The sequence below is a fragment of the Streptomyces sp. A18 genome (assembly GCF_059026065.1).
Window position 1 is genome coordinate 365274 of sequence record NZ_JBWLKL010000003.1, and the last position, 26001, is coordinate 391274.

Genomic DNA, 26001 nt, shown 5'->3' on the forward strand with positions numbered 1-26001 from the left:
TATGGGGATATCACGGCCATCAAGACCCGTTCTGCTCACCACCCTCGCCTCGGCGGGCGCACTCCTGTTCACCACGCTCGCCCCCGGCAGCGCGACCGCCGACCCGGATCCGGGCGGGCGCGACATCCTCCGCGAGGGCTCGCCCCTCAGCAGTACGGAACGGGCCGCGAAGGCCCCTCGGGGCGCCGCGGACCGGGCCCTGGGGGCCACGGAAAGCCCCGGCCTCGACTCCGGTCGCGGCAAGGACCGCGGTTATCCCCGCGAGCAGAAGCTGAAGGCGCCTCCCGCGAACCCTGACGACAAGTCGATTAAACTGGGCCTCGCGCCCTATCACTCCCTAGCCCCGAAGCTGAATGACATCCAGGGCATCGGTGACCGCGTCAGCGTGGAGATCGCGGGCCGTTCGGCGGGCGGGCACCAGCTCTATCTGGTGACGGTCACCTCTCCCGAGTCGGCCAAGGAGACCGCGCGCCAGGAGCGGATGCGCGACCTCATCGAGAACGCGCCGGGCAGCGCCGCCAAGGATCCGGCGGTCAAGTCCTCGTACAAGACGCCGGTCTTCATCAACAACAACATCCACGGCAACGAGTGGGAGGGCACGGACGCGGCCCTGAAGCTCATCGAGAAGCTCGCGAAGGCGAAGGACGGCAAGACCAAGGACCTGCTCGCCCACAACCGCCTCTACTTCAACGTCACGGCCAACCCCGACGGTCGCATCGCGGGCACCCGCGCCAACGCCAACGGTTTCGACCTCAACCGCGACTTCATCACCGCCTCGCAGCCCGAGGCCCGCGCGATGCGGCAGATCGCGATCGACAAGCAGCCCGCGGTCATGATCGACCTGCACGGATACGTCAACGGCACGCTGATCGAGCCGACGACTCCGCCGCACGGCGAGAACTACGAGTACGACCTCTTCCTGAAGAACACCTACGCCAACGCGCTGGGCATGGAGGCTGCGGTCAACGGCCTCGGCTACACCCCCGAGAAGGACGGCGTGGAGCCCGCGATCATCCCCTTCCGTGACCAGGAGGAGGGCTGGGACGACTGGCCGCCGATCTTCACCCCGCAGTACATGCCGTTCCACGGCGCCGTCGCGGCGCACACCATCGAGTTCCCGATGACGGTCAACAACGACGAGTACGACGAGCTGCCGGTGCCGGAGCTGCGGAGGCGGTCCGCGATCAACGTGGACATCGCGGGCGCCGCGATGTCGGCGACGCTCAAGTACACGCAGGAGCACCGGACTTCGGTCATCGCCGACCAGATCGAGACGTTCCGGCGGGGTGCGACGGGTGCGGCGCAGGTACCGGTCTCGCCGGAGACCGTGCCCGGGGTTCCGGGCATCGGCCCGGAGGACGTCTATACGACCGACTTCCCTCGTGCGTACGTGATCCCGCGGGGCGAGGAGAAGGGTGAGCGGGGTCAGCGTTCGGCGGCTGCCGCATCACGGCTCGTGGAGCATCTGCTCGACAATGACGTGGAAGTGCGCAGGGCCACCAGGGACTTCAGGCTGGGTGGCGCCGCGTACGCCGAAGGTTCGTACGTCATCGACATGCGTCAGCCCAAGCGCGGGCTCGCCAATGTGATGCTCGCCGACGGGCGCGACATCAGCGACAAGGTGTCCACCATGTACGACATCTCGGGGTGGAGCCTCGGGCGGTTGTGGGGCGCGACGGTGGACTCGGTGAAGGGTGGCTCGCTGTCCGGTGTGCGGTCGCGCGTCGTGGACTCCGCCTCGCGGGTCGGCCATGTGGCGTCGCGCGGGGACCTTCGGCTGCGGCTGGACGACGCGCGGGAGGTGGCTGCGCTGAACTGGCTGCTTGCGCGCGGGACTTCTGTACGTCGGGCTGACGACGGGAGTGTGATTCTGCCGTCGTCCGCGCGGGGGGCGGCGATCGCCGCGGCGCGGAAGTATGACGTCGCCTTCGACGCGACCAAGGCGAAGGGCGGGGCTGTCGTGCGTGCCACGCGGGTGGCGGCGGCCGTCACTCCTGGTGAGCTGTTCGCGCTGCGGGAGATGAATTTCGACGTGGTGCCGGTTTCGACTGATGTCCTCAACGCCGGGTTCGACTGGAAGAAGTCGGGTGCGGACGCGCTGTTCGTTTCGGCGGGGCTCGCCTATGGCGAGCTGAACGCCGGAGCGCGGGCCGGGCTTGAAGGGTTCCTCGATGGTGGGGGCGGGCTTGTCGGGCGTGGTGCGGAGGGGGCCGCGTTGAACTCCGCCGCCAAGCTGCTTTCCGTGGAGGCGGTCTCCGGGAACGGGGATGCGAATGGCGTGGTGCGGGTGGTGAATTCCGGCGGCCCGGTTACCGGGGGTGCGCCGTCGCATTCGTTCGTCTACGCGCCCATGTGGTTCAAGGGGCTGGGGAGTGGGGTGCGGGTGGAGCAGTCCTACGGGGGCGGGAATCCGCTGGTCTCCGGGCATTGGCGCCCTGCGGAGGGCGGGGCGGGTGGGCCCGCGGATGCCGCGGGGCAGGCTTCCGTCGTCAGCGGGTCCGCTGCCGGGTCCCGTGTGGTCCTCTTCGGCACCGAGCCGCTGTTCCGGGACCACCCGAAGGGGGTGTTTCCGCAGGTGGGGCGGGCGTTGCTGAGCGTGGGCTGAGGCTCGGGCAGCCCCTGCGGGGCTCCCCCCCCATCCCGCCCCTTCCCGAATTGGGGCTCCGCCCCAGACCCCGCTCCTCAAACACCGGAGGGGCTGAAGATTCAGCCCCTCCGCCGTTTGGTGACGGCAGCCAAGGACCCCACACCCCAGGGGGTTTTTGGGAAGGGGCGGGGTTGGGGAAACAAGAACGCATGACCCGTGAGATCAAAGTCCAAGGCACCACCGCGGCCGGATACGAACCCGCGCGGGATGCGTTCGCCGCCATGCTCGCCCAGGCGAAGCCCGATCATGCCTCGCAAGTCGCCGCCTACGTACGAGGGAAGCAGGTCGTCGACCTGTGGGTGGGGCCCGACACGGACGGGGACACGCTCTTCGGGGTGTACTCGTCCACGAAGGGTGCCGCCTACCTCGTCGTGGCTCTGCTCGTCCAGGACGGCGCCCTGGAGTTGGATCGCGAAGTGGCCTATTACTGGCCGGAGTTCGCCGCCCAGGGGAAGGCGGACGTCACCCTTCGGGAGCTTCTCTCGCACCGGGTGGGGATCGTCGGCTCCGACAGCGGCTTCACGCCCGAGGAGATCGCCGACGACCGCGCCATCGCCGCCCGCCTCGCGCCCCAGCGACCGTACTGGCGCCCCGGTACCGCCTTCGGCTATCACGCCCTGTCCATCGGCGCGCTGGCCGGCGAGGTCGTGTTCCGGGCCACCGGGCGGACTCTCCAGGCGGTGTACGAGGAGCGGGTCCACGCGCCGTTCGGTCTTGACTTCTACCTCGGGCTCCCGGAGGCGCTGGAGCCCCGCTTCCGTTCCGTACTGCCGATGATGCCGTCCCCCGAGGAGCGTGCCCTCCTCGACGCGCAGCCCCCGCAGCCCGGCACCCTGAACTCCATCGCCTTCAACCGCAACGGCGCACAGCCCACCGACCTGGAGTCGATCCCCAACTCCCGTCCGGTGCGCGCCAAGGGGCCCGCGTCCGTCGGCGGTGTCGCCTCCGCACGCGGTCTTGCCGGGATGTACGCGGCGGCTGTCGGCGGGCTCGACGGGCGGGAGCCGCTCCTGAAGCCGGACACCGTGGCCGAGTTCGGGCAGATCCATTCCAACGGGTTCGATCTGGTGCTACGGGCGCACAAATCGTTCGGGGTGGGGTTCCAGAACGTCGCCGAGGCCTGGTACCCGTTCCTCGGCGCGGGGTCCATCGGGCACAAGGGCGTGGGCGGCTCGCAGGCTTTCGCCGACCCCCGCAGCGGGCTCGCCTACGGGTACACGCGGCGCCGCTTCCCCTTCCCCGGCGGACCGGCCCCGGAGGACGAGCGCCTCGTGCAGGCGATCCACACGGCGGCGGTCGGTCGCTGACCGGCATGGCGGAGGGCCGCACCCCTGCTCCGGGGTGCGGCCCTCCGTCACGTGCCGGGGGAGACGGTCAGGCGACCGCGAGCTCCACCTTGATGTTGCCGCGCGTGGCGCTCGAGTACGGGCACACCTGGTGCGCCTTCTCGATGAGCGACTGCGCGGTGGCCGCGTCCACGTTCGGGATGGACGCGGTGATGGCGACCTCCAGGCCGAAGCCGCCGGCCTCGGTCTGGCCTATGCCGACCTTGGCGGTCACGGTCGAGCCGGAGATGTCGGCGTTCTCCTTACGGGCGACCACGCCGAGCGCGCCCTGGAAGCAGGCGCTGTAGCCGGCCGCGAAGAGCTGCTCGGGGTTGGTGCCCGCGCCGCTGCCGCCCATCTCCTTCGGCGGGTTGACGACGACGTCGAGCTTGCCGTCGTCGGTGGCGACGCGGCCGTCACGGCCGTTCTCGGCGGTGGCGACGGCGGTGTACTTGACGTCGATCTGCTGGATGGACATAAGTGCCGGTTCCTCCTGAGATGTTCCGCGATGCGCGCCCACAGTCGCGACAATGTGGAAACACTTTATCGGATGCCGGAAAATTGTCCGGCGCTCAGGCTCGCCTGCCCGCGCCTCAGGCCAGGGAAACGATCATCTTCCCCGTGTTCTCGCCGCGCAGCATGCCCAGGAACGCCTCGACGCCGTTCTCGATGCCCTCGGCGAAGGTCTCGTTGTACTTGAGCTCACCGGAGCGGATCCACGCGCCGACCTCGGACACGAACTGCGGCTGCAGCGCCTCGTGGTCCCCGACGAGAATGCCCTGCAGGCGCAGGCGCTTGCCGATGATCATGGCCATGTTGCGCGGGCCGGGGGTCGGCTCGGTGTCGTTGTAGCCCGCGATCATGCCGCAGATGGTGGCGCGGCCGTGCACGTTCATGCGGCTGATGGCCGCTTCGAGGTGCTCTCCGCCGACGTTGTCGAAGTAGACGTCGATGCCGTCGGGGGCCGCCTCCTTCAGCTGCTCCACGACCGGGCGCGGGTCCTTGTAGTTGAACGCGGCGTCGAAGCCGTACTCCTCGACGAGGAGCTTCACCTTCTCGTCGGAACCCGCCGAGCCGATGACGCGCGAGGCGCCCTTGAGCTTGGCCATCTGGCCGACCTGGGAGCCGACGGCGCCCGCGGCGCCGGAGACGAACACCGCGTCACCCTCCTTGAAGGAGGCGACCTCGAAGAGGCCCGCGTAGGCGGTCAGGCCCGGCATGCCGAGCACACCGAGGTACGCGGAGAGCGGCGCGGCCCGGCCGTCCACCTTGACGGCGTGCTTCGCCGGTACGGTCGCGTACTCGCGCCAACCGCCGAAGTGCAGGACGTGGTCGCCCACCGCGAGACCCTCGGCGTTCGAAGCGACGACCTCGCCGACCGCACCACCCTGCATGGGCTGGTCCAGCTGGAACGGCGGGGTGTACGACTTCACGTCGTTCATCCGGCCACGCATGTACGGGTCCACGGAGAAGTGCAGATTGCGGACCAGGACCTGACCGTCGGCGGGGGCGGAGACAGGGGCCTCACGCAGCGCGAAGTCCTCCGGGACCGGCCAGCCGTGCGGGCGGCGCACGAGGTGCCATTCGCGGCTGACGGCGGGGAGCTGCGCGGACCCGGAGGCCTCGGGGGTGACGGACATGCGGGCGTCCTCCTGCTGCTTCAGGCTGCCGTTTCCAGCAGGCTGCTGTGGCGAAAATGCTTCATGTTGTGAAACAACCATGCTCCTACATATTTCATGATGTCAAGTATCGGGGTAGCCTGGAGTGCATGGCCATCACCAGCTCCCGCACCCCGCGCACGGACCCGCTGACGCTCGAAGTCGTCGAGCTCATCGGCACGGTCGTCGCGCGTTACTACGAGGAGTACGACGCCGCGGCCGGCAAGCACGCCCTCACCGGCGCGCAGGCACGCGTCCTGGGGCTGCTCTCCCTGGAGCCCCTGCCCATGCGCCGGATAGCCCAGAAGCTGAAGTGCGAGCCGTCGAACATCACGGGGATCATCGACCGGCTCGAGGCGCGCGGGCTCGTCGAGCGGCGGCCCGACCCGGCCGACCGCCGCGTGAAGCTCGCGGCGCCGACGGATGAGGGCCTGACGGTCGCCCGCAGCCTGCGCGAGTCCCTCGACTTCGCGCGCGAACCGCTGGCCGAGCTCTCCCGCGAGGAGCGGCTCTCGCTGCGCGCGCTGCTGCGGCGGATGGTCGGCGAGGCCCCGGACGCGGGCTGACCCGCCCCTTCGCCCTCACCCCAGAGCGACGGCAGCGACGGCAGCGACGGCTAGGTGCACCACCACAGGAAGCGGTCGCACGTCTCCGACGGCTCCGGCTCCGGCGTCGGGTCCGGCCGCTGCGTGGTCGGCGGGGGCGTGGGGCGCGTGGTCTCGGGGGTGTCCGGGGCGTCAGGGGTGTCGTCGGGCGCGGAGGTCTTGGCCGGGGCCGCGGAACCGGAGGCCTTGTCGGCCTCTTCCGTCTTCTCGCGGTCCTTGGCCTTCTTCGCCTCCCTGGCCGCCTTCTCCTTCGCGGACGCCGACTCCGACGCCGAAGGCGCGGCCGACGTGACCGCGGTGGACTCGGCGCCCGTCGACGCGCCGCCGGCCGGGCCCGTCGGCCCCCGCGAGGCGGTCTCGCCCGCCGCCCCGTCCGGAGAGGACGCCGCCGTCGGTTCGTCCGAAGGCCCCTCCATGCCGAGCTCGGCCAGGCTCAGACCACCGGCCGCGAGCGCGATCCCGGCAGTGATCAGCAGAACCTTGCGGCGTCTGCGCCGGTGCGCCCGGCGACCGCGCTCCCGGCGTCGGCTTCTGCCGCGCGGCGCCTCGTCGTCGTACGGGCGCTCGGCACCGTCCGGTTCGTCCTGCGCGGCGACCGCCTCCGCGTACTCACGGCAGGCTTCGGCCGGAGTTCCGCACCCCGGGCAGGCCAGGGCGCCGTTGAGGTGCCTGTGGCACGGGTGGCAGTAGTCCATGAGGCATGGAGGCTAAGTGAGCCGCGGGGAACAGAGGAAGCCGCTGCCGTGAAGGTTGTGTGCGGAATCGAATGTTCCAGCGGCATCGGTTGTCTCTATGGGGCAAACCGCCTGTTCCGAGCCGGGCGCGGGCGCACCTAGCCCGCGAACGCCGCCTGTTGGACACCCTGACCGGCGTCCGGCACCACGAGTACGGAGCCGGACAGCGGGTGCGGCGCCTCGAGTCCCGTGCGGGCGGAGGTGATGTACAGGTCGCGCAGTCCGGCGCCGCCGAACGCGCACGCGGTCGGGCGGACCACCGGGAGCTCGATCACCCGGTCCAGGGCACCGGACGGGGTGTAGCGACGGACGGCCGCGCCGTCCCACAGGGCGACCCAGACGCACCCGTCGGCGTCGACGGCGAGACCGTCGGGGAATCCGGCGTCGGCCTCGATCGTCACCAAAGGGCGCCTGGAGAGCGGGAGTTGGTCGTCGCGCAGTTCCAGTACGTCGATGCGCCGGGTCACGGTGTCGATGTAGTACAGGGACCGGCCGTCCGGGCTCCACCCGGTGCCGTTGCTGACGGTCACGTCGCCGAAGACCTCGGTCGCGGTGCCGTCGCCGGTCAGGCGGATCAGGTTGCCGCCGCCCGCGCCCTCGTCGTAGCGCATCGTGCCCGCCCAGAGCGCGCCGTCGGGGGCGACTGCCGCGTCGTTGCCGCGGCGGCCCGGTACGACCTCGTGGTGGAGCCAGCGGAAGGCGCCGCCCTCGGCCGCCGAGTCGTAGAGGCCCACGCCGTCCCGGAGGTTGACCACCAGGCCGCCGCCCGCGCGCGGCTTCGCGGCGCCGACGTGCTGCTCGGTGGCCAGGACCGAGCGGCGGCCGGACGACGGGTCGTACGTGTGGACGCGTGAGCTCAGGATGTCGACCCAGATCAGCCGCTGGGCCACGGGATCCCAGGTGGGCCCCTCACCGAGTGCTGCCTGCGCGCGTACCGCTATGTCCATTGCGGCAGGCTACCCGCACGGCTGTCCGTGCGGCTCTCCGAACGCCCGCGCTCAGCCGGCCCGCCCCAGCTCTCCCCTCAACCGCCGTGCCCTGAGCACCAGTTCCAGCTCGAAGCGGCGGTCGGGGTCGTCGACCTCGTCGCCCCACAGCTCCCTGATCTGCCGCAGGCGGTAGCGCACCGTCTGCGGATGCACCCCGAGGCGGGCCGCGACCTCCGGTGCGCCGCCCCGCGTCTCCAGCCAGGCGAGCAGGGTCTCGGCCAGGCGGCGGCCGTGCGCGGGGCCGCAGTGCGCGAGCGGGGCGAGGCAGCGGCGGGCCAAGTCCTCGATGAGCTCCTCGGGTTGGAGCAGGACCAGGGCCTCGGTGTGCTCCGTGCAGTGCAGGACCTCACCGGAGGGAAGGAGTCCGCGCTCCATCAGGCGGACCGCCGCCTGAGCCCAGCGCAGCGACTTCGCGGCGTCGGCGAGCGGTACGGGCGGGCCGATCGCGCCGGACCAGCCCGCCATGGCGCGCCGCAGGAGCTCGGGGCGTCCTGCCGCGTCCGGGTCGGGGACGACCATGCGGGGCTGTTCGGTCTCCATGTCGAGCAGGACGCCCTGGCCGACGGCGGGCGCCACGGCCTCGCGCGCGGGGCGGAGCAGCACCCCGACGGCGACACGCTCGGGCAGCTGCCAGCCGACGCGGGCGGCCCGTTCGTCGAGGGCGCTGTGGCCGCCGGGCTGCCCGGAAGCGGAACGCGGGCCGGGGGCGAAAGCGGAATCGGTGTGCGGTGCCGAACCGGGATCCCCGCGCCGCTCGGAGAGCAGCAGCTCCATCAGCTTCCGCTGCAGGCGAAGCCGCTCACCGGCCTGCCGGGCCGCGGCCTCCGCGTATCCGCGGACGGACTGGTCGACCAAGCCGTCCAGATACTCGAAGCCCGACTCGGCGAGTTCGTACATGGCCGGTGGCGGGATCTCGATCTGCTGACCGATCTCGGCCAGGCGGCGCCACGCGAGCCGTACGCCGAGGCGGTAGATCGCCTGGAGCGAGTCGAGGCTGCGGCCGTGCAGGCCCTCGCCCCTGCCGAACTCCTGGAAGACCTCGAGGGGGTAGCACGGCCGCCCGCCCTCGGCGGCCGCGATCTGCTGGACGAAGCCCTCCAGAGCGCGCCGTATGCCGATGAGCGCCATGGGTTCGCCCGATTCGTCCAGGACGACGGGCAGGCCGGGGTACTCGACACGGATCTCCCGCAGGATGTCCTGGGCGAGGGCGGGCACCTCGTCCAGGGCGAGCGCGGCGAACCGCCGCACCTGCATGGGCGGTACGTCGCGCCAGGCCGAGCGGACGGACAGCGAACCCTGGCTCTCGGTCACGGGCACGGTCACTCACTGTCCCCGAGGGGCAGTCTCGTAGTGCACAAGAGGCGTGTTGGGCTGGTCCGGTGTCGCGTTCAAGGCGGCGACGATGCCGAACGCGGCGCCCACGGCGAGTGCCGCGGCTGCTACGACGGTCAGACCGGCGGCGAGCAATCGGTGCATGTCAGGGTCAGCCTCTCTGCTGGAGGTCGTCCCCACCCACGTGGCGCGGATGTCGTGCGCACAGTCCCTCACCGGCCCCACCCGGCAGGTGCACAGTTTCATCAACGCATTGACACTTCGTCAAGGGTCGGCCTAGCGTTCCGGCCCCTACGGCTCGGTAACACTTCTCTTCCGCCCTCAGGAGTGCCGGATGCGCCGCACAGCCTCGCCCCTCTCGCTGATCCTCCTCGGACTCGGCGTCTTTCTGCTCGTCCTGGCGCCGATGCTCGCGTGGTATGTCGCGCCGGGCGCGAAGCGCACGCCCGTCGATATCGACACGATTACGGTCTTCAAGGGCAAAGGCAGCTATTTCGACACCGAGAAGATCAAGACCGTCAACGACAAGAACCTCACGATCACGCGCCAGGTGCGCGGCGACGTGGACGACAGCACCGACGAGCACGCGGTGTGGGACGTGGTCACGTCCGTCGACCCGGACAAGTCCCTGCCGGCCGCGGATCCGCACGATTCGCTCCAGTTCACGACGGAGCGCTGGGTCACCGACCGCGAGACGAACAAGCCGGTGCACTGCTGCGACGAGAAGCCGTACTTCGAGGGTGAGGCCTACCTCAAGTTCCCCTTTGACGTGGAGAAACGCGATTACGTCTGGTGGGACAACACCCTGGGCGCGACCGTCCCGCTCGACTTCCGCGGCACGAAGAAGATCCAGGGGTACGAGGGCTACCGCTTCACCGCGAAGGTGAAGCCCGCCAAGACCGGGACCCGCATGGTGCCCGGCCGCCTGGTGGGACAGCCCAAGCGCAGCAACGTGCTCGCCGAGGAGTGGTACGCCAACCACGGCGTCGAGCTGGTCGCCGACAAGCGCACGGGCCGGATCATCTACGCGGCCATCGGCCCCCGCAAGACGCTGCGCGCGCCCGGCTCGGACAAGGACGCCACGGTGCTGCTCGACAGCAAGCGCATCGCGTTCACCGAGAAGACCCAGAAGACGCAGGTCGGCCTCGCCGACGACGACAGCAGCAGGCTGAAGCTCGTGGGCGAGACGCTGCCCGTGGTGACGGGTGTGCTGGGCGTGCTCCTCGCCCTGGCGGGAGGCGTTCTCGTGGTACGCGGACGGCGTTCCGACAGCGGTGCGCAGGGGCCTGGTGGGCCCGGTTCAGCGGCGGAGCCGAGCGGTCCGAATACCGATACGTCACCGACTGCCCTGCAACCCACCACGATGTGATGAGACGTCAGCTGTTGAAACCCCGAAGGTTGTCACTTCGGTGAGTAGCCGCGTCGAACACGGCGGCGAAAACTAACCACCCCACCCCAAGCACAGTCCCCGCACCGCCCCCGCACAGTCCGAGCACAGCACCTCCGCAAGCGACCCCCGAACGGTGCACTCCCCTCGAGCACCCCCCAGCACCCTCACCGTTCCGCACCCTGACGAGTTGGAGCACGCATGCCCCAGCACGTGCCTTCCCCGCTGCGCTCCGCCTCCCCGCGGGTGGCGCAACGGCTTCCGGCACTTCCCCCGCAGCCGCGCCGGATCGTTTTCCTCGCCCGGCGCGACCTCGGCAACCCGGCCGCGGGCGGATCCGAACTGCTCGTCGACCGTCTGGCCGACGGCTTGAGCAAGCTCGGTCACCAGGTCACCCTCCTGTGCGGGGGACCGGCCGCGTTCCGCGACTACCGCGTCGTGTCGGCGGGCGGTGACCTCGGGCACTACCTGCGCTCGCGCTCTGCCTTCACCCGGCAGGTCGGCGACTGTGACCTCCTGGTCGAGGTCTGCAACGGCATGCCGTACCTGGCGCCGCTGTGGCACCGCGGGCCCACGCTCTGCCTGGTCAACCACGTCCACACCGATCTGTGGGCGATGCGCTTCCAAGGAGCGCTGGCTCCCGCGGCCCGGCTCGGACGAAGACTCGAGCACTGGTCGCTCTCCGGCGCCCAGCGCGGCAATCTCCTGGTGGCCGTCTCGCCGTCGACGGCCACCGCCCTGCGCGCGATAGGCGTCGAGCGTGAGCGAATACGGATAGTCCACAACGGCGTCGAGGAGCCGGGTCCGCTCCATCCCCGCTCGGACGAGCCGATGTTCCTGGCGATGGGACGGCTCGTCGAGTACAAGCGCATCGATCTGCTGCTGCGGCTCTGGGAGCGCGTCAGACCTGTCACCGGAGGACGTCTGGTGATCGTGGGCGACGGCCCTGAGCGGGCCCGCCTCGAACAACTCGCGGGTCCCGGAGTGGAGTTCAAGGGCCACGTCTCCGAGGCCGAGAAGCACCGGCTGCTCTGCGAGGCGTGGATGCTGCTCCATCCCTCCGCCGTGGAGGGATGGGGCCTGGTCATCACCGAGGCGGCGACCCGCTCGACCCCGGCGATCGGCTTCGACGTCCCGGGCGTACGCGACTCCATCGAGGACGGCGTGACGGGGCTGCTCGCCCGGGGCGAGAGTTCCTTCGCCGCCGCCTGGTGCACGCTGGCGCTGAGCGCCGAGCGGCGCAGGTCGTACGGCAAGGCAGCCGGTGAACGGGCCACCAGTTACCGGTGGGCCAATTCCGTGCGCGAGTTCCAGGCGGTGGCCTCCGAGGCGATCGTCACGCACCAGACCACCCAGGGGTCCGTGTGAAGGACCCGTCCCTGCGCCGTTCCGTCACCCTCTTCCGGGCCTTCATGCGCGAGCAGCAGGAGCCCGAGCGGTGTTACACCCTGCTCGCCCGTGACGCCGCCGACCAGGTCGAGGCCTATGGACCGGTCAGGGACCGCGTCGTCGTCGATGTCGGCGGCGGCGGGGGTTACTTCACCGAGGAGTTCCGGCGGCGCGGCGCCCAGAGTTTCCTCTTCGAGCCGGACCCGGCCGAACTGGGCGCCAAACCGCCTCAGGGCTCCGTCGTCGCCGACGGGTACCTCCTCCCGCTGGGGGACGGCGTCGCCGACGTCACCTTCTCCTCCAACGTCCTGGAGCACGTGGACGACCCGCAGACGTTCCTCAGCGAGATGGTGCGGGTGACCAGGCCCGGCGGCCTGATCTATGTCTCCTTCACCAACTGGTACTCGCCGTGGGGCGGCCACGAGTGGGCGCCCTGGCACTACCTGGGCGGAGCCCGCGCGCGGGCCCGCTATGAACGACGTACCGGCAAGGCAGCCAAACACACGCTCGGCGAGAACCTCTTCGCCCACCACGTCGGCCCGACCCTGCGCCAAGTGCGGGCGAGGGAAGACGTGTCCGTCGTGTCCGCACGGTCCCGCTACTGGCCGTTCCTGGCCCGTGGCATCACCAAAGTGCCGGGTGTACGCGAGTTCGCCACCTGGAATCTCCTTCTCATCCTCAGGCGGTGTCCATGACCACGGTGCAGGCCCCACCCCCGGCGGCAGTCCGGCCCACGGCTGACGCCCCCGAACCCGGCGGAGGGCCGCGCTCGAAGCGCTGGCTGCTCGGGTTCTGGGCCGTGGTCTTCGTCCTCTTCCTGGCCGTGAAGCCGGGGCGGATGACGTTCGACACCAAGCTCGGTGTCGCCGTCGACCCCTGGCAGTTCCTCTCCGACCTGGGCCAGCTCTGGCACGACCGGGGCGGGTTCGGCGGGATCCAGGACCAGTACGTCGGCTACACCTGGCCGATGCTGCCGTTCTACGGTCTCGCGGACCTCGTCCAGCTCCCGGTGTGGCTCGCGGAGCGGCTCTGGCTCTCGCTGATCGTGGCCACCGCCTTCTGGGGTGCGCTGCGGCTCGCGGAGCGGCTGCAGGTCGGCAGCAGCGCGAGCCGGCTGCTCGGCGCGACGGCGTACGCGCTGTGGCCGACGTTCACGGTCGTCGTCGGGTCGACGTCGGCCGCGGCGCTGCCCGGCGCGCTCCTTCCGTGGGTGCTGCTCCCGCTGACCAACGACCGCATCAGCGCGCGCTCGGCGGCGCTGCGGTCCGCGCTCTTCATCCCCTTCATGGGCGGCGTGAACGCGGCGGCGACGCTGGCGTCCCTGCTTCCGGTGGGCCTGTATCTGCTGTCGCGGCCGAACGGGCCGCGCAAGCGGAAGCTGATCACCTGGTGGGTGCCCGGCGTCATCCTCGCCACCGCCTGGTGGGTGGTGCCGCTGTTGATGCTCGGCATCTACGGCGAGAACTTCCTCCCCTACGTGGAGAACTCGGCCACCACGACCGGCACGATGTCCGCCACGGAGACCCTGCGCGGCGCCGGCAACTGGGTGGCGTATCTGAACTTCGGCGAGGCCTGGCTGCCCGCCGGCTGGACGGTCGCGACGTCCGTGATCGTCGTGGTGTGCTCGGCGCTCGCCGCCGCGCTCGGCCTCGCCGGGCTCGCGCGCCGCGATCTGCCCGAGCGGCGCTGGCTCGTCCTGACCGTGCTCTCGGTCGCGCTGATCACGCTCGCCGGGTACGGCGGCTCGTTCGGGGCGCCCTTCCACGAGACGGTGCAGTCCTGGCTGAACGGCGGGCTCGTCCCCTTCCGCAACATCTACAAGTTCCAGACGGGCCTCGCGCTCGCGCTGGTCCTCGGCCTGATGCACCTCGTGGGCGTGGCCGCGCAGTCGCGCGGGGCGCGGCCGGTGCGGGGGCGCAGGTTCGCCCCGCTGATCGCGACCCTGCTCGTCCTTCCGGGGCTCGCCTTCCCCTACCTGAACGGCTCGATCCTCCAGCCCGGCTCCTTCCAGAAACTTCCCAACTACTGGGAGGCGACAGGCGACTGGCTGAAGAAGTACTCCCCCGACTCCCGCGCCCTCGTGGTGCCCGCCACCGCGCACGGCATCTACACCTGGGGCTCGCCCATCGACCAGCCGCTCGACGTGCTCGCCGAGTCGCGCTGGGCGCAGCGGGACTACGTCCCGTTCGGCACGCCCGGCAACCGGCGCGCGATGGACGCGGTGGAGCAGGCGCTCTCCACGGGCGGCGAAGTACCCGGCCTGCAGGACTACTTGACGCGTGCGGGCCTGTACTACGTCGTCGTACGCAATGACCTCGACCCCGACCAGATCGGCAACGTGCCGTCCGCGACCGTCAAGCGGACCCTGGAGGAGTCGGGCTTCGAGCGCGTCACCGGCTTCGGCCCGAAGGAGACGGGCGGGACGATCCCGGCCGACACCCCCCTCCAGGTCGAGGGCCTCTACCCGCGCGAGCGCGCGGTGGAGATCTACGCGCCGGGTTCGGGCGCCGAGCGGCCCGGTCAGGCCGGGATCAAGCCGGTCTCGAACACGGCCGTGGTGAGCGGCGGCCCCGAGTCGCTGCTCCAGCTGTCCGCCGATCCCTCGATGCGCGACCGGCCCTCCGTCCTGACGGGCGACAACCACCCCGGTGTCGGAACTCCCGGTCTGCAGGCGGTCGGTGACGGCCTGCGCCGCGCCGACACACGCTTCGGCCTGGTCAACTCCAACACCTCATATACGTACACACCGGGCGAGCGCAACGCGTCCGGCGCCCTCCAGGACGCGGGCAAGAAGCCGCACCAGATCCTGCCCACCCAGGGCATCGAGCACCAGACGACGGCTCACCTGCGCGGCGCGAAGTCCGTGACGGCGTCCAGCTACGGCAACTGGCTCTTCCATCTGCCGCAGTACGACCCCGTGAACGCCTTCGACGGCAACCCGGGCACGGCGTGGGCCGAGGGCAGCCCCGGAAAGCCCAAGGGCGCCTGGATCAAGGCCGAGTTCAGGTCCAAGGAGTCGATCCCGTCCTCGATCCGGGTCATACCGCTGCCGCAGGAGGGCGTGCGGGCCGCGCCCACCCGGGTGCGCGTGGAGACGGAGCTGGGCAGCCGGACGAGTGCGCTGCAGCCCAACGGCATGCGGCAGAGCATCAAGGCGCCTGCAGGCGAGTCGAGTTGGCTGAAGGTCACCATCCTGGACGCGCAGATCGGCACCGAGGGGCTGACGGGTGCCGGGTTCTCGGAGATCACCGTTCCGGGCGTGCAGGTGACGAAGCTGCTGCAGCTGCCGAAGGACACCGGGGCCGACGCCGGACGCGAGGCACCCGCGGGCGCCGACGCGACGACGTACTCGATGCACCGCTCGTCGGACCCGAGCGCGCTGTCGCCGGTGAACGCCGAGTCGGGCCTTCACCGCCGCTTCAGCACTCCGGCTGATGGCGAGTACGAGGTGAAGGCGAGCGCGGTCGCCGTGCCGGGGTCCGAGCTGGACAAGCTGCTCTACAAGGTGGCTCCGGAGCAGAAGGACCAGATCGTCGCGAGCGCCGACTCCACGTCGAGGCTCGGCGGCGGGCTCTCGCCGCGCAACCTCACGGACGGCGACCTGACCACGGCCTGGATCGCCGGTGACAGCCCGGTGGTCCATCTGAAGTGGAAGGGCAAGCAGGCGATCGACGAGATCGTCCTGCCGGCCGCGGGCGGCCTCTCGACGCGTCCCGAGAAGGTCGAGATCAGCTCCCCGGACGGCGCGGCGATCGTCGGCGTCGACGAGAACGGCAACGCCCGGTTCGCCCCCATCACCACGGACGAACTGACCATCACGGTCACGAAGACGGCACCCCTGAAGGTCCACAACCCGGTGGCGGACGACGATCTGCAACTGCCGGTGGGCCTCACCGAGGTCTACGTCCCGGCCCTGGACAAGTACCGGACGAAGCAGCCCAAGGCCTCGGCGACCTTCGAACTCGCCTGCGGCGAGGGCCCGGAGCTCGCCGTCGACGGCAAGCTGCACGCGACGAGCGCGAAGGGTTCCGTGCGGGACCTGGTCGAGCGGCGGCCCATCGAGGTGACGCTCTGCTCGCGCGGCACGGAGAACACGGCACTCACCCTCGGCTCCGGCGAGCACACCGTCGAGGCCGGTGACGCGGGCCCGCTGACCCTCATGGACGTCTCGCTGACGCAGGGCACGCCCGGCGCGATCGACGAGGAGTCCCGCTCCCTGAACATCAAGGACTGGCTCGGCGACCGGCGCGAGGTGTCGGTGGGCGCGGGCTCGGCCTCGTACCTCTCGACGTACGAGAACATCAACGACGGCTGGAAGGCCACGCTCAACGGCAAGGAGCTGTCGTCCGTACGGCTCGACGGCTGGCAGCAGGGCTTCCTGGTCCCCAAGGGCGAGGGCGGCACGGTCAAGCTGAGTTACGAGCCGTCGCGGATCTACGAGATCGGCCTGATCGGCGGCGGTGTCGGCGTCCTCGCGCTGATCGCCCTGGTCCTGATCCGGCGCCGCGAGCCGAACCCCGACGGCCCGGACGTGGCGCCGCCCGCGCCCGGCCTGATCCTGGGCACGGTGGCGCTGACGCTGGTGGCCGCGGTCATCGCGGGCTGGTTCGCACTGCTCGTACCGGCGCTCGCCCTCCTTGCGTGGCGCCGTCACGCGCTGCTCGTCCCGATCGCCCTCGTGGCGATGGCGGGGGCGGGGATCGCGGCGGCGGTGGGCGCCGGTGAGCCTGCCGCTTCGGACGAGGGCGCGTTCAGCCCGGCGGCCCAACTCCTCGCGCTGATCGCGCTGTTCGCGGCGCTGGTGAGTGTGCGGGGTACGGCTGCGGGGACGCCCGCGACCTCCGGGGACACCGGTGGCGGTGGCCAGGCAGCTCCGTGGGGGCCGCCGACTCCGCACCAGCCTCCGCCGGCGGCCCCTCAGGCCGGTCCCCCGGCTGCTCCCCCGGTGACGCCTCCGCTGGGGCCCGACCGGGACCTGGGGACGACGCCGCTCCCGCGCCGCAAGCGCGGCGAGAACGAGCCGGGTGGCGGGGCAGGACAGGACGCCGGTGACGCTCCGCGCGCGGAGGCCACCAGTTCGACCATCTCCGCCAGGGGCCCGGCGTCCGACCAGCCGGAACCGACACCGCCGGGCACGCGGACCACGCGCTTCCGGCGGCGCAGGGCAAGGGCGACGGACGGGCTCGCGGGAGCCGCGGCTCCGTCCGGCCCCGGGGAGGACACGGACCGATGACCGCACTCGATCACCCGGCACGTCACGCGGACGGACCCGAACGGCCTCCGGAGCGCGTGCCGTTCCCCGTCGTCGACGAGGTCGCCCGGCACTGCCTCCAGGAGGAGGAGCCGGAGACGGTACACATCGAGGTCCACCTGCCCGGCACCCCGGACCCGGCCCGCCTGAAGGCCGCGTTCACCGAGGCCCTGCGCCGCCACCCGCGCATCTTGATGCGGGAGGCGCGGGGGCCCTGGTACCGCCGCCGCTACGAGTGGGAGCTGACGGCGGAACCGGACGTGGAGGTGGTGACGTTCCCGCCACCGGAACGGGACGCGTTGAAGAAGGCCCGAGCGCGCAGCCTCTCCGAGGCCCCACCCCTGTCGGCTTCCCCCCCGATCCGCTTGGAGGTGATCGCCGCCTCCGGCGACGGGGTCGCCTCCAGCGGGGTCGCCTCCAGCGGGTTCGGCGGAGGCCCCACCCCCGCCCCGGGCGGCGCAGCCGCATCGGGCGAAAGCCGGGCGGACACGCCCGGCGGGGACACCGGCTCCAGCAGCTCGCCGAGCCCCGGCGCTTCGGAGCGCGGCAGCCCCGACGCGGGCGGCGGCACCCCAGCCGGCTCAGAACGCCCCGCCGACGAAAAGCCACCCGCCGGCGAAAAGCGACCCGCCGCCGACGGGAGTGTTCTCTTCCTCACCATCAATCACACCGCCCTCGACGGCCCCGCCTGCCTCCGGGTCCTGGCCACCGCCGCCGAGTTGTACGGCGGGCAGGACAACTCCCCCGCCGCACCCCCTCTGCGTACGCCCACGTCCTCCATGCCCGAGAAGGTGGAAGACGTCGGTGACGCGCCCTCCGGATGGGCTCCACCCGCGCGCGTCTCGCGCGGCACACCCGAGCCGTCCCCCGGCAACGGCATGCTCGTCGCCGAGTTGCCGGTGCCGCGGCGGCCCAAGGGGGCGCCGTTCACCGTGAACGATCAGCTCATGGTGGCGACCGCGCTGATGATCGCCCACTGGAACCGGGAACACGGGGCGCGGCCCCGGCCCTTCCGGATCACCATGCCCGTCGACGACCGGACCCGGGACATGGACATGCCCATCGGGAACGGGACCCGACTCGTCGAAGTCCCCTTCACCGCAGCCGAGTTGGTCTCCGAGGACTGGGGCCCGGCGGACATCGGCGCACTGCTGCGCCGCACCGCCGACCGCACCCGCGCCCTCAAGGCACTCCCCCGGCCCCAACTCGGCCACGGGGCAGCCCTGTTGACCTCGCCCGTCCTGCCCGTCGCCATCAGAGCCGCCGTCACCCGCGGCCTGCGCAGAGCCGCCGCGCCCTGGACCTCCACCACGCTGCTCAGCAACATCGGGCGCGTCCCGTACTCCCTCGACTTCGGTGACGCCGGACGCGCGCACGCCGTCTGGTTCTCCGCGCCCGCACGCCTGCCACGCGGCCTCACCGTCACCACGGCTTCCACCGCGGGCCGCCTGCACATCGCCCTGCGCTGGTCGAAGACCCTGCTCAGCAGCGGCGACGGTGCCCATCTGCGCGACCTCTTCGAGCACTACCTCCACGCCACCGAGCACACGGAGGAGGGGGACACGCCGTGACCAGTACCAACACCAGTACCAACACCAGCACCGCACCACGCGACCTGCGCGACTTCTACGAGGACCCCTCCGTGCCCGTCGCGTCCGGCGACGCGCGCAGCCTGCGCCAGGCGCGGATGCTCGCCGACGCCATCGGCCCCGCCACCGCCCATACCTCCGTCGTCCTCGACATCGGCTGCGGCGACGGCACCGCGGCGGCTGCCGCCGCCCCGTTCCTCGCGGGGCACCGCGTCGTCGGCGTCGACTGGTCCCAGGACGCCCTCAAGCGGGCGCACGCGCATCTGCCGTACGTCGTCCGCGGTGAACTCACCGACGGCGGGCTCCCGTTCGGGGACGGCTCCGCCGACGCCGTCCTCTTCAGCGAGGTCATCGAGCATCTCGTCGATCCCGACAGCGCCCTCGACGAGCTGAGAAGAGTGCTCAGGCCGGGCGGGCACCTCATGCTGTCCACGCCCAACCTCGCCGCCTGGTACAACCGCGGGCTCCTGCTCGCGGGGGTGCAGCCCGTCTTCTCCGAGGTCAGTCTGCGCGGCATCCACGGGCGTCCCGGCAAGGAAGTCGTGGGGCACCTGCGGCTCTACACCGCCCGCGCCCTGCGGGAGTTCGTCGCCGCGTCCGGCTTCGACGTCGTACGCGTGGCCGGTGCGCCCTTCCACGGCGTACCGCGTCCGCTGCGCGCCCTGGACCGACTCGCCTGCGCCGTGCCGAGCGCCTCGTCGATCCTGCTGCTGCACGCCCGAAGGACGTAAGGCCATGTGGTGGGGTGTGGCCGCCGCCCTGCTGGCGAACGTCCTCTACAGCACCGGGTTCGTCCTGGAGAAACGGGCCCTGACCGCGATGCCGTCGGTCAGCGTGCGCAGCCCGGCACGGCTGCTCAAGCAGGTCATCTCCAGCCCGCTGTGGATCGGCGGATCGCTCGCGCTCGCCGCCGGGTTCGGCGCGCAGCTCGCCGTCTACCGGACGCTGCCGATCGCCGCCGCCCAGGGCATCTTCGTCTCCGGGCTCGTGCTCCTGCTGCTGCTCTCCTCCGTGCTGCTCGGCGAGCAGACGTCGGGGCGCGAGCGGTACGCCGTCGGGGCCATCCTCGCCGCGCTCCTCATGGTCGTCCTCTCGCTGAGCGAGGAGTCGGACACCGTGAGCCGCAGCGCGCCCGTACCGCTCGTCCTCATGGTCTGCCTGCCCTCGCTCGCGGCGGGGGTCCTGCTGTACGGGTCCGCCGAGCGCCGCGCGAAGCACCGGCACCGGCTGCCCACGACGGGCGTCGAGTACGGGGTCGCGGTCGGACTCCTCTACGGAGTCAGCTCGCTCGCCATCAAGGGCGTGTCCAGCTATCTGACCACGGACGACCTCGGCTCGGCCCTGCTCGACCTGCTGCGCTCCCCGTATCCGTATCTCCTGCTGTTCACCGGCGCGTTCGGCCTGGTCATGTCCCAGGCGGCCCTGCAGCGCTGCCGGGCCTCGCTCATCGTCCCCGTGTGCACGACGGTTACCGCGCTGTTCACCGCGGTACTCGGAACGCTGGCGTTCGGCGAGGCGCTGCCCGACGAGCCGTTGCGGCTCGCCCTGCGGATCGCGGGCACGGCGCTCGCGGTGTCCGTGCTCCTCGCCATGCCCAAGCATGACGCGCCCCCACCTCAACCAACGCCCCCGACCAAGGAGTTGACGAGCTGATGAACCCCGAAGACCCGCTCCTGAAGATCCTCGCCTGTCCGCTGGACAAAGGGCCGCTGCACCTCCTGGAGCCCGCGGAACCCCTCGTACCGGAGGAGGTGCTCTACAACCCGCGCCTGCGCCGCCGCTACCCGATCATCGACGGCGTACCGCAGCTCCTGCCCTCCTCGGGCGAGCAGATATCGGAGGACGAGCACGAGCAGCTCCTGAAGCGGATCTCCCCGTGACGGGGCCCGACAGGTCCGGCGGGTCCGACAGGTCCGACTGCTCCGGTCATTCCGTCGCCAAGTCCCACAAGACCGTGGCCGCCCGCCTCGCCCCGCACCTCCCCGCCCGGCTCATCGGCGCCCTGGCCCGCGCCGTCTACCCGCGCTTCGAACCGGAGCTCGCCCGCCTCGCCGACCTCTGCCCGCGCGGTTGCGGCACGGCGGTGGACGTCGGCGGCTGGTACGGCCCCTGGTCGCGGCGCCTGGCCTCGCATGCGCGTCGCGTGGTGACCGTGGAGCCCGTCCCGCATCTGGCCCGGCTGCTCGAAACCTGCACGCCCGGCAACGTCCGCGTGATCCAGGCCGCCGCCACCGACCGCCCCGGAACGGCCAGGCTCTGGCTGCCGCAGGGCGACCGCGGGGACCGCGGGGTCTCCTCGCTCATCCGCAGGGACATCCACGCCAAGGCCGTGGACGTGCCCTGCCTCACCCTGGACGGGCTCGCCCTGCGCGACGTCGACTTCATCAAGATCGACGTGGACGGCAACGAACTCCCGGTCCTGCACGGCGCCCACGACCTGCTCACCCGCGACCGGCCCGCCATCTTCATCGAGTTGGAATCCCGCATCCAGCCGATCAAGCCGATCATCGAGCTGCTCACCCGGCACCACGGCTACCAGGGCTGGGTCCTGCCCCACCGCACCTGGGTGCCCCTGGCCGGCTTCGACCTGGAGGCCCACCAGGACGACACGTCGTACGTCGTGTCGCAGGGCCTGCTGCGCCGCGTCCTCACACCGCGCAGGCCCCGGTACGTCAATTCGGTCCTGTTCCTTCCCGACGGGCGCCGCCCGGGAGCCGCGGCGGTGCGCGACCATGGAGCGCATGCCCGCTAGCTCCGCCCCCGGCCCCACGTCATCCGGCCCGTTCACCCCGCTCGACTTCCAGCTGGTCCTGTTGCGCCGCATGGCCGACCACAACCCGGACCTGGTGGAGACGGCCCGCCACGAGCTCGGCGTCTCCATCACGGACATGCGCGAGGCCAACCGCCGCTGGCAGGCCATGAGCCGCTCCGCCCGCTCGCGCGGCGCCGTCTCCCGCTACCGCTCGGTGCTCGGCGCCCCCGAGGCCACCGTGGCCCGCACGATCGGCGACCTGGAGTGCGAGGCCCTGCTGTGGCCGGTGCCGCTCTGGCCGACCCTGCGCTTCGAGGTCCTGCGCGCACCGAACGGCGCGGTGTGGAACGAGTGGCTGATCCGCGCGCCCGGCACCCCGGGCCCGGCGCTCCTCACCCTGGACGACCTCACCCCCTGGTCGTGCACAGTCGACGAGGTCGCCCGCGCGTTCGCCCCGGCCCGCCCGATGGAGGGCACGGCACCCACACGCTGGCGGCTCGCCTTCACCGCGCCGGACGGGGCGGGTCAGCCGCGGCGCTGCGTCGCGGAGTTCACCTGGGGGCTGCTCCAGCGGCTCTCGCTCCCGGACTCCCCCGGAGGCTGACGCCTGCTCAGGAGCGCGACCGCGCCCGCCACCAGGGCCAGCGCCACGAGCAGCGCGCTGACCCACAGCGGTGAGCGGTGGCCGAACCCCGCCGAGAGCGCGATGCCGCCGCCCACGGGGCCGATCGCGGCGCCCACGTTCAGCGCGGCCGTGGCGAAGCCGCCCGCCAGCGTGGGGGCGCCGTCGGCGGCGTACAGCGCCTGAGTGATCAGCGCGGAGCCGACGCCGAAGGACAGCGCGCCCTGGACGAGGACGAGCACGACCGCCGCCACCGGACTCCCTGCGGTCAGCGCGAGGAGCACCCACCCGGCGAGCAGCGCCACGGCGCCCGCGAGGAGGAACGGGACGGGCCGGGCGTCCGCGAAGCGCCCCGCGACCGTGACCCCGATGAACGACCCCGCGCCGAAGAGCGCGAGCAGTACGGGCACCCAACTCTCCGAGAAACCGGTGACGTTGGTGATCACCGGCGAGAGGTAGGTGAACGTACAGAAGGTCGCGCCGTTCACCAGCGCCCCCAAGAGCAGGGTCACCACGAGCCGCGGCGCGCGCAGCGACCGCAGCTCCCCGCGCACGCCGGCCCGCACGGTCTCGGACGCACCGGCGGGCACGGACCGCAGGATCGCGAGGACGGCGGGCACCGACACCAGGGCCACCGCCCAGAAGGCGGACCGCCATCCCCAGAACTGTCCGAGCAGCGCACCGCCGGGAACGCCCGCGACACAGGCGAGGGTGACGCCCCCGAGCAGCACCGCCGTGGCCCGCCCCTTGGCGTTCGGCTCGACCATGCCGACGGCGGCGACCAGGGCCACCGCGAGGAACCCGGCGTTGGCGAACGCTCCGACGACGCGGGTCGCGAGCAGCACGGCGAAGCTGGTGGTCAGCGCGCCGACGACATGGACGAGCAGGAAGGTGACCAGGAAGGCGAGCAGCGCGGTCCTGCGCGGCCGGCGGCGGCCGAGGACGGCCATCACCGGTGCGCCGATGACCATCCCCACGGCGAAGGCCGAGGTGAGGGTGCCCGCGGTCGAGAGGGACACGTCCAGGTCGGCGGCGATGTCGGGGCCGAGCCCGGCGAGCATGAACTCGGATGTGCCTTGCGCGAAGACGGCGAGGCCGAGCATGTAGAGAGCAAAGGGCATGAGGAACTCCGCACCCACGTCATGGGTCGACGAGGCGGCGGCCGGCCACGGGTGCCACGCAGGCACGCGGGCGCCGCGCCAAGAAGAAAGGGGGATGTCAGTCCGCGCTACGGCGTGGATCCGGTGACGTGAGAGAGGGCCACCGGACATGCCGGGCCGGTGGCTAGAGTCTGTCGGACTCGGGACTGGACATGGCGGCAGGCTATGCACGCCCCGGCCGCCACGTCCACCCGATTACCGGGCAGCGGCGAGGATCTCCTCGGTCACCGCGGGCAACGAGTCCCCGTGCAGGAAGAGGAAAAGGTTCGGCTCGACGAGTTCAAGCTCCATGACGCAGGGCACGTCGCCGTCCGCCCCATCGACGAGGTCGACCCGCGCGTACAGCAGCTCGGGGTCGCCCGGCACCGCCGCCAACGCCTGCTCCGCGACCTCAAGTTCGGCGGGGGTCGGCCGCCACGGCCGCAGGTCGGGGTGCGGCGTCTTCTCGTCGTCGTACGCGGCCCCCGGCGCAAGCACCGCGCCTTTTCGTATGGCGTGCAGGAACCGCCCGCCGACGAAGACGAGCGCGCGCTCCCCGGTCTCGTCGATACGCGGCATATAGGGCTGCACCATCGCGGTGAGGCCTTCGCCGTGCATCCGCTCGACGTGCCGTCCAGCGGCTTCGTACTCGCCCTTCTCGTACCGGGCGGCGTAGCGGGCGCCCGCCCCGGAGGTGGGCTTGACGACGAACTGGCCGTCGTCCGCCACCTCCGAGAGGTCGACGGGGTCTCCCGGCGCCAGATAGCGCGTCGGCACGACGGGCACTCCCGCCGCCGCGAGATCCTCCAGGTACCGCTTGTCGGTGTTCCACCGCACCACGGACGCCGGATTGGCGAGGATGGTGAGCCGCGCGACGCGTCCCGCCCAGGCCGTGAACTCGGTGACGCGCTCGCTGTAGTCCCAGGCGGACCGGATGACGACGAGGTCGAAGCCTTCCCAGTCGACCCGCGGGTCGTCCCAGGACACGGTGGCGACGTCCGCGCCCGCCGCGCCGAGCGAGCGTGCCAGCTCGGGGAGGTCACGGTCGAGGCCGGTCTCCAGCTGAGGCCTGCTGGTGACCAGGGCGATCGTGGGGCGGTCGGGTGACACGGAGGCCTCCAGGGTTCGATGATCCGCCCCGCAGGCTAACAACCTGTCGACGTGTCCCCGACAAGCCCCTTGCCCAGGTCAGTGAAGCCCGGCGAAGCCCCGCGGAGTTCAGCGGGGCGACCCGACCAGGCACGGTGACGGGGGTGGGACGCCGCGACCTGTGACGGCGCCGGGAGCGGGGGCGCGATCAGTGCGGCCCGTCGACGAGCCGCAGCACGGCCCGCAGCCCCCGCACCGCCCCCGGCGCGGCACCGCCCGGCAGCACATAGGACCGCAGCCCCGCCCCCGCGGCCCCACCATCCTTGGCGGGGTGGTCGCCGACCATCAGGGTGTCCGCGGGGGCCACGCCAAGTTCCGCGCAGGCGTGGCCGAAGAGGCGCGGGTCGGGCTTCTCCGTGTCGTGTTCGTACGAGTGGACCCAGCTGCCGAACCAGCGGTCGAGCCCGTGCCGGGCGAACGTCGGCCGCAGATCCCAGCCGACGTCGCTGACCACGCCGAGCGCGATGCCGCGCACGTCGAGCTCGGCCAGCGTGGGCCCGGCGTCCGCGTAGGGCAACCAGTGTTCCGGGGAACGGAGTTGCTCGTAGAGAGCGTCGGCGAAGGGGGCGAGCGCGGGGGCCGAGGCGTACCAGGTGGTGAAGGCGTGGCGGTGGGCCTTGGCCGAGACGTCGCGCGCGTGCTGGGCCTCGACGACCGCGGGGTCCGAGAGACCCGCCTCCAGGGAGGTGAGGATGGCGTCCATCGTCGGCTCGTCCACCGGGTCCGGCAGCGCGGCGCGGATGCGGTCCTCGTACCCCGCGATCTGGAACAGCGTCCCGGAGAAGTCGAAGAGCACCGCCCTGGGGGGCGCCACCGGGGCGGGGGCGACGGCGCGGATCGGGCCTTCGGGGCCGCAGACGGGCGGGAGCGGGGGAGTTGACATGAGATCTCCCTATCGGCCGCCGCGTAAAGGCTCGATGAAGGCTCGGTCGCGCACGCGGCGCCCCGCGGAACGAGGCGCCGGTGTCACTTGCGTCCCGGCAGGGATCAGAGGCTCAGAGGATGAAGACGCTCTGAGCCGTCTCCGTGTAGTACGTCTCGCCCGGGTACACGAGCCACTCGACCGGGCCGGTGCAGCCGGGCCCGGAGTGGACCTCGGCGATGGCGTCGGTGTGGTTGGTCACCGAGGACGGGAACCGGTCGACGGGATAGCAGCCGCTCGGGTCCTCGTGTTCGTTGCCGTTGACGATCAGAACTCCTTGCGCCGCGTACGCCGATCCCGGCACCGCGATCGTCAGGGTCGCGGCGGCCGCCAGCGCCCCCAGGGTCGCGGCCATGCGTCGTCGCATCATGTTGATGTCCCCTCCACCGTGCGGACCGCTCCCGACGCGATCCGCTCAAGTCACCCAAAGTAGGCGATCAGGCACGCCAGGTATCCGGCGTGCGGAGGCACGCGCCTTCAGCGCGTGCGCCGTTCACTTCTCTTCACGGCC

At 71.7% G+C, this 26001-nt stretch carries 23 protein-coding genes; 13 read left to right on the plus strand and 10 right to left on the minus strand.

Going from position 1 to position 26001, the window contains the following annotated elements:
* The first annotated feature begins 1 nt into the window (after position 1).
* Complete coding sequence (locus tag AC5P1C_RS07340) at positions 2–2605, plus strand: M14 family zinc carboxypeptidase (protein ID WP_493864830.1); 2604 nt, start codon at positions 2–4, stop codon at positions 2603–2605.
* Between the two features lie 191 nt (positions 2606–2796).
* Positions 2797–3954, plus strand: coding sequence for a serine hydrolase domain-containing protein (locus AC5P1C_RS07345; protein ID WP_493864831.1), 1158 nt, complete (start codon positions 2797–2799; stop codon positions 3952–3954).
* 67 nt (positions 3955–4021) lie between these two features.
* Here AC5P1C_RS07345 and AC5P1C_RS07350 read toward each other — a convergent pair whose 3' ends face one another.
* Complete coding sequence (locus AC5P1C_RS07350; RefSeq protein WP_351160091.1) at positions 4022–4450, minus strand: organic hydroperoxide resistance protein; 429 nt, start codon at positions 4448–4450, stop codon at positions 4022–4024.
* Between the two features lie 115 nt (positions 4451–4565).
* Positions 4566–5612, minus strand: coding sequence for an NADP-dependent oxidoreductase (locus tag AC5P1C_RS07355; RefSeq protein WP_493864832.1), 1047 nt, complete (start codon positions 5610–5612; stop codon positions 4566–4568).
* 128 nt (positions 5613–5740) lie between these two features.
* Between AC5P1C_RS07355 and AC5P1C_RS07360 the strand changes: the two genes are divergently transcribed.
* Entirely contained in the window at positions 5741–6196 is a 456-nt protein-coding gene (locus AC5P1C_RS07360; RefSeq protein ID WP_493864833.1) for a MarR family winged helix-turn-helix transcriptional regulator, read from the plus strand.
* A gap of 50 nt (positions 6197–6246) precedes the next feature.
* On the opposite strand, the gene AC5P1C_RS07365 is transcribed toward AC5P1C_RS07360, so the two are convergent.
* The 4 genes from AC5P1C_RS07365 to AC5P1C_RS07380 all read right to left on the minus strand — a co-directional run bounded on the left by AC5P1C_RS07365 (position 6247) and on the right by AC5P1C_RS07380 (position 9434).
* Entirely contained in the window at positions 6247–6930 is a 684-nt protein-coding gene (locus tag AC5P1C_RS07365; protein WP_493864834.1) for an SCO2400 family protein, read from the minus strand.
* A gap of 137 nt (positions 6931–7067) precedes the next feature.
* A complete protein-coding gene (locus AC5P1C_RS07370) occupies positions 7068–7916 on the minus strand; it encodes an SMP-30/gluconolactonase/LRE family protein (protein ID WP_493864835.1) in 849 nt (282 codons plus the stop codon).
* Positions 7917–7967: 51 nt separating this feature from the next.
* Entirely contained in the window at positions 7968–9212 is a 1245-nt protein-coding gene (locus AC5P1C_RS07375) for a PucR-like N-terminal domain-containing protein (RefSeq protein WP_493864981.1), read from the minus strand.
* 69 nt (positions 9213–9281) lie between these two features.
* Complete coding sequence (locus AC5P1C_RS07380) at positions 9282–9434, minus strand: hypothetical protein (protein WP_493864836.1); 153 nt, start codon at positions 9432–9434, stop codon at positions 9282–9284.
* A 190-nt stretch (positions 9435–9624) separates the two neighbouring features.
* On the opposite strand from AC5P1C_RS07380, the gene pgfA reads away from it, so the two are divergent.
* The 10 genes from pgfA (at position 9625) to AC5P1C_RS07430 (ending at position 22262) form a co-directional block, all read left to right on the plus strand.
* A complete protein-coding gene (gene pgfA, locus AC5P1C_RS07385) occupies positions 9625–10659 on the plus strand; it encodes a cell envelope lipid trafficking protein PgfA (RefSeq protein ID WP_493864837.1) in 1035 nt (344 codons plus the stop codon).
* Between the two features lie 219 nt (positions 10660–10878).
* Positions 10879–12045 carry a glycosyltransferase family 4 protein gene (locus tag AC5P1C_RS07390; RefSeq protein WP_493864838.1) on the plus strand — a complete coding sequence of 389 codons (1167 nt, stop codon included), beginning with the start codon at positions 10879–10881 and terminating at the stop codon, positions 12043–12045.
* On the plus strand, positions 12042–12761 hold the full coding sequence (locus tag AC5P1C_RS07395; protein WP_493864839.1) for a class I SAM-dependent methyltransferase: 720 nt from the start codon (positions 12042–12044) through the stop codon (positions 12759–12761). The genes AC5P1C_RS07390 and AC5P1C_RS07395 overlap by 4 nt, the downstream gene beginning before the upstream one ends.
* Positions 12758–17299 carry a DUF3367 domain-containing protein gene (locus AC5P1C_RS07400; RefSeq protein ID WP_493864840.1) on the plus strand — a complete coding sequence of 1514 codons (4542 nt, stop codon included), beginning with the start codon at positions 12758–12760 and terminating at the stop codon, positions 17297–17299. The genes AC5P1C_RS07395 and AC5P1C_RS07400 overlap by 4 nt, the downstream gene beginning before the upstream one ends.
* Entirely contained in the window at positions 17296–18888 is a 1593-nt protein-coding gene (locus tag AC5P1C_RS07405; RefSeq protein ID WP_493864841.1) for a condensation protein, read from the plus strand. Before AC5P1C_RS07400 ends, AC5P1C_RS07405 begins: the two co-directional genes overlap by 4 nt.
* The gene (locus AC5P1C_RS07410) at positions 18885–19637 is read left to right on the plus strand and encodes a class I SAM-dependent methyltransferase (RefSeq protein WP_493864842.1); all 753 of its coding nucleotides are present in this window, start codon (positions 18885–18887) and stop codon (positions 19635–19637) included. Before AC5P1C_RS07405 ends, AC5P1C_RS07410 begins: the two co-directional genes overlap by 4 nt.
* A gap of 16 nt (positions 19638–19653) precedes the next feature.
* Positions 19654–20559 (plus strand): hypothetical protein, encoded by a 906-nt coding sequence (locus AC5P1C_RS07415; protein WP_493864982.1) that lies wholly within the window; start codon positions 19654–19656, stop codon positions 20557–20559.
* On the plus strand, positions 20559–20786 hold the full coding sequence (locus AC5P1C_RS07420; RefSeq protein WP_493864843.1) for a Trm112 family protein: 228 nt from the start codon (positions 20559–20561) through the stop codon (positions 20784–20786). Before AC5P1C_RS07415 ends, AC5P1C_RS07420 begins: the two co-directional genes overlap by 1 nt.
* 74 nt (positions 20787–20860) lie before the next feature.
* Positions 20861–21658, plus strand: coding sequence for an FkbM family methyltransferase (locus tag AC5P1C_RS07425; protein ID WP_493864983.1), 798 nt, complete (start codon positions 20861–20863; stop codon positions 21656–21658).
* A complete protein-coding gene (locus AC5P1C_RS07430; protein ID WP_493864844.1) occupies positions 21639–22262 on the plus strand; it encodes a hypothetical protein in 624 nt (207 codons plus the stop codon). Before AC5P1C_RS07425 ends, AC5P1C_RS07430 begins: the two co-directional genes overlap by 20 nt.
* On the opposite strand, the gene AC5P1C_RS07435 is transcribed toward AC5P1C_RS07430, so the two are convergent.
* The 4 genes from AC5P1C_RS07435 to AC5P1C_RS07450 form a co-directional block, all read right to left on the minus strand.
* Entirely contained in the window at positions 22184–23401 is a 1218-nt protein-coding gene (locus tag AC5P1C_RS07435; protein ID WP_493864845.1) for a Cmx/CmrA family chloramphenicol efflux MFS transporter, read from the minus strand. The two genes, AC5P1C_RS07430 and AC5P1C_RS07435, sit on opposite strands and share 79 nt — an antisense overlap.
* Positions 23402–23635: 234 nt before the next feature.
* On the minus strand, positions 23636–24529 hold the full coding sequence (locus tag AC5P1C_RS07440) for an ATP-grasp domain-containing protein (RefSeq protein ID WP_493864846.1): 894 nt from the start codon (positions 24527–24529) through the stop codon (positions 23636–23638).
* Between the two features lie 187 nt (positions 24530–24716).
* Entirely contained in the window at positions 24717–25451 is a 735-nt protein-coding gene (locus AC5P1C_RS07445) for an HAD family hydrolase (protein ID WP_493864847.1), read from the minus strand.
* Positions 25452–25563: 112 nt separating this feature from the next.
* Positions 25564–25860, minus strand: a complete 297-nt coding sequence (locus tag AC5P1C_RS07450) for a hypothetical protein (protein ID WP_493864848.1) — start codon at positions 25858–25860, stop codon at positions 25564–25566.
* Positions 25861–26001: the final 141 nt, after the last annotated feature.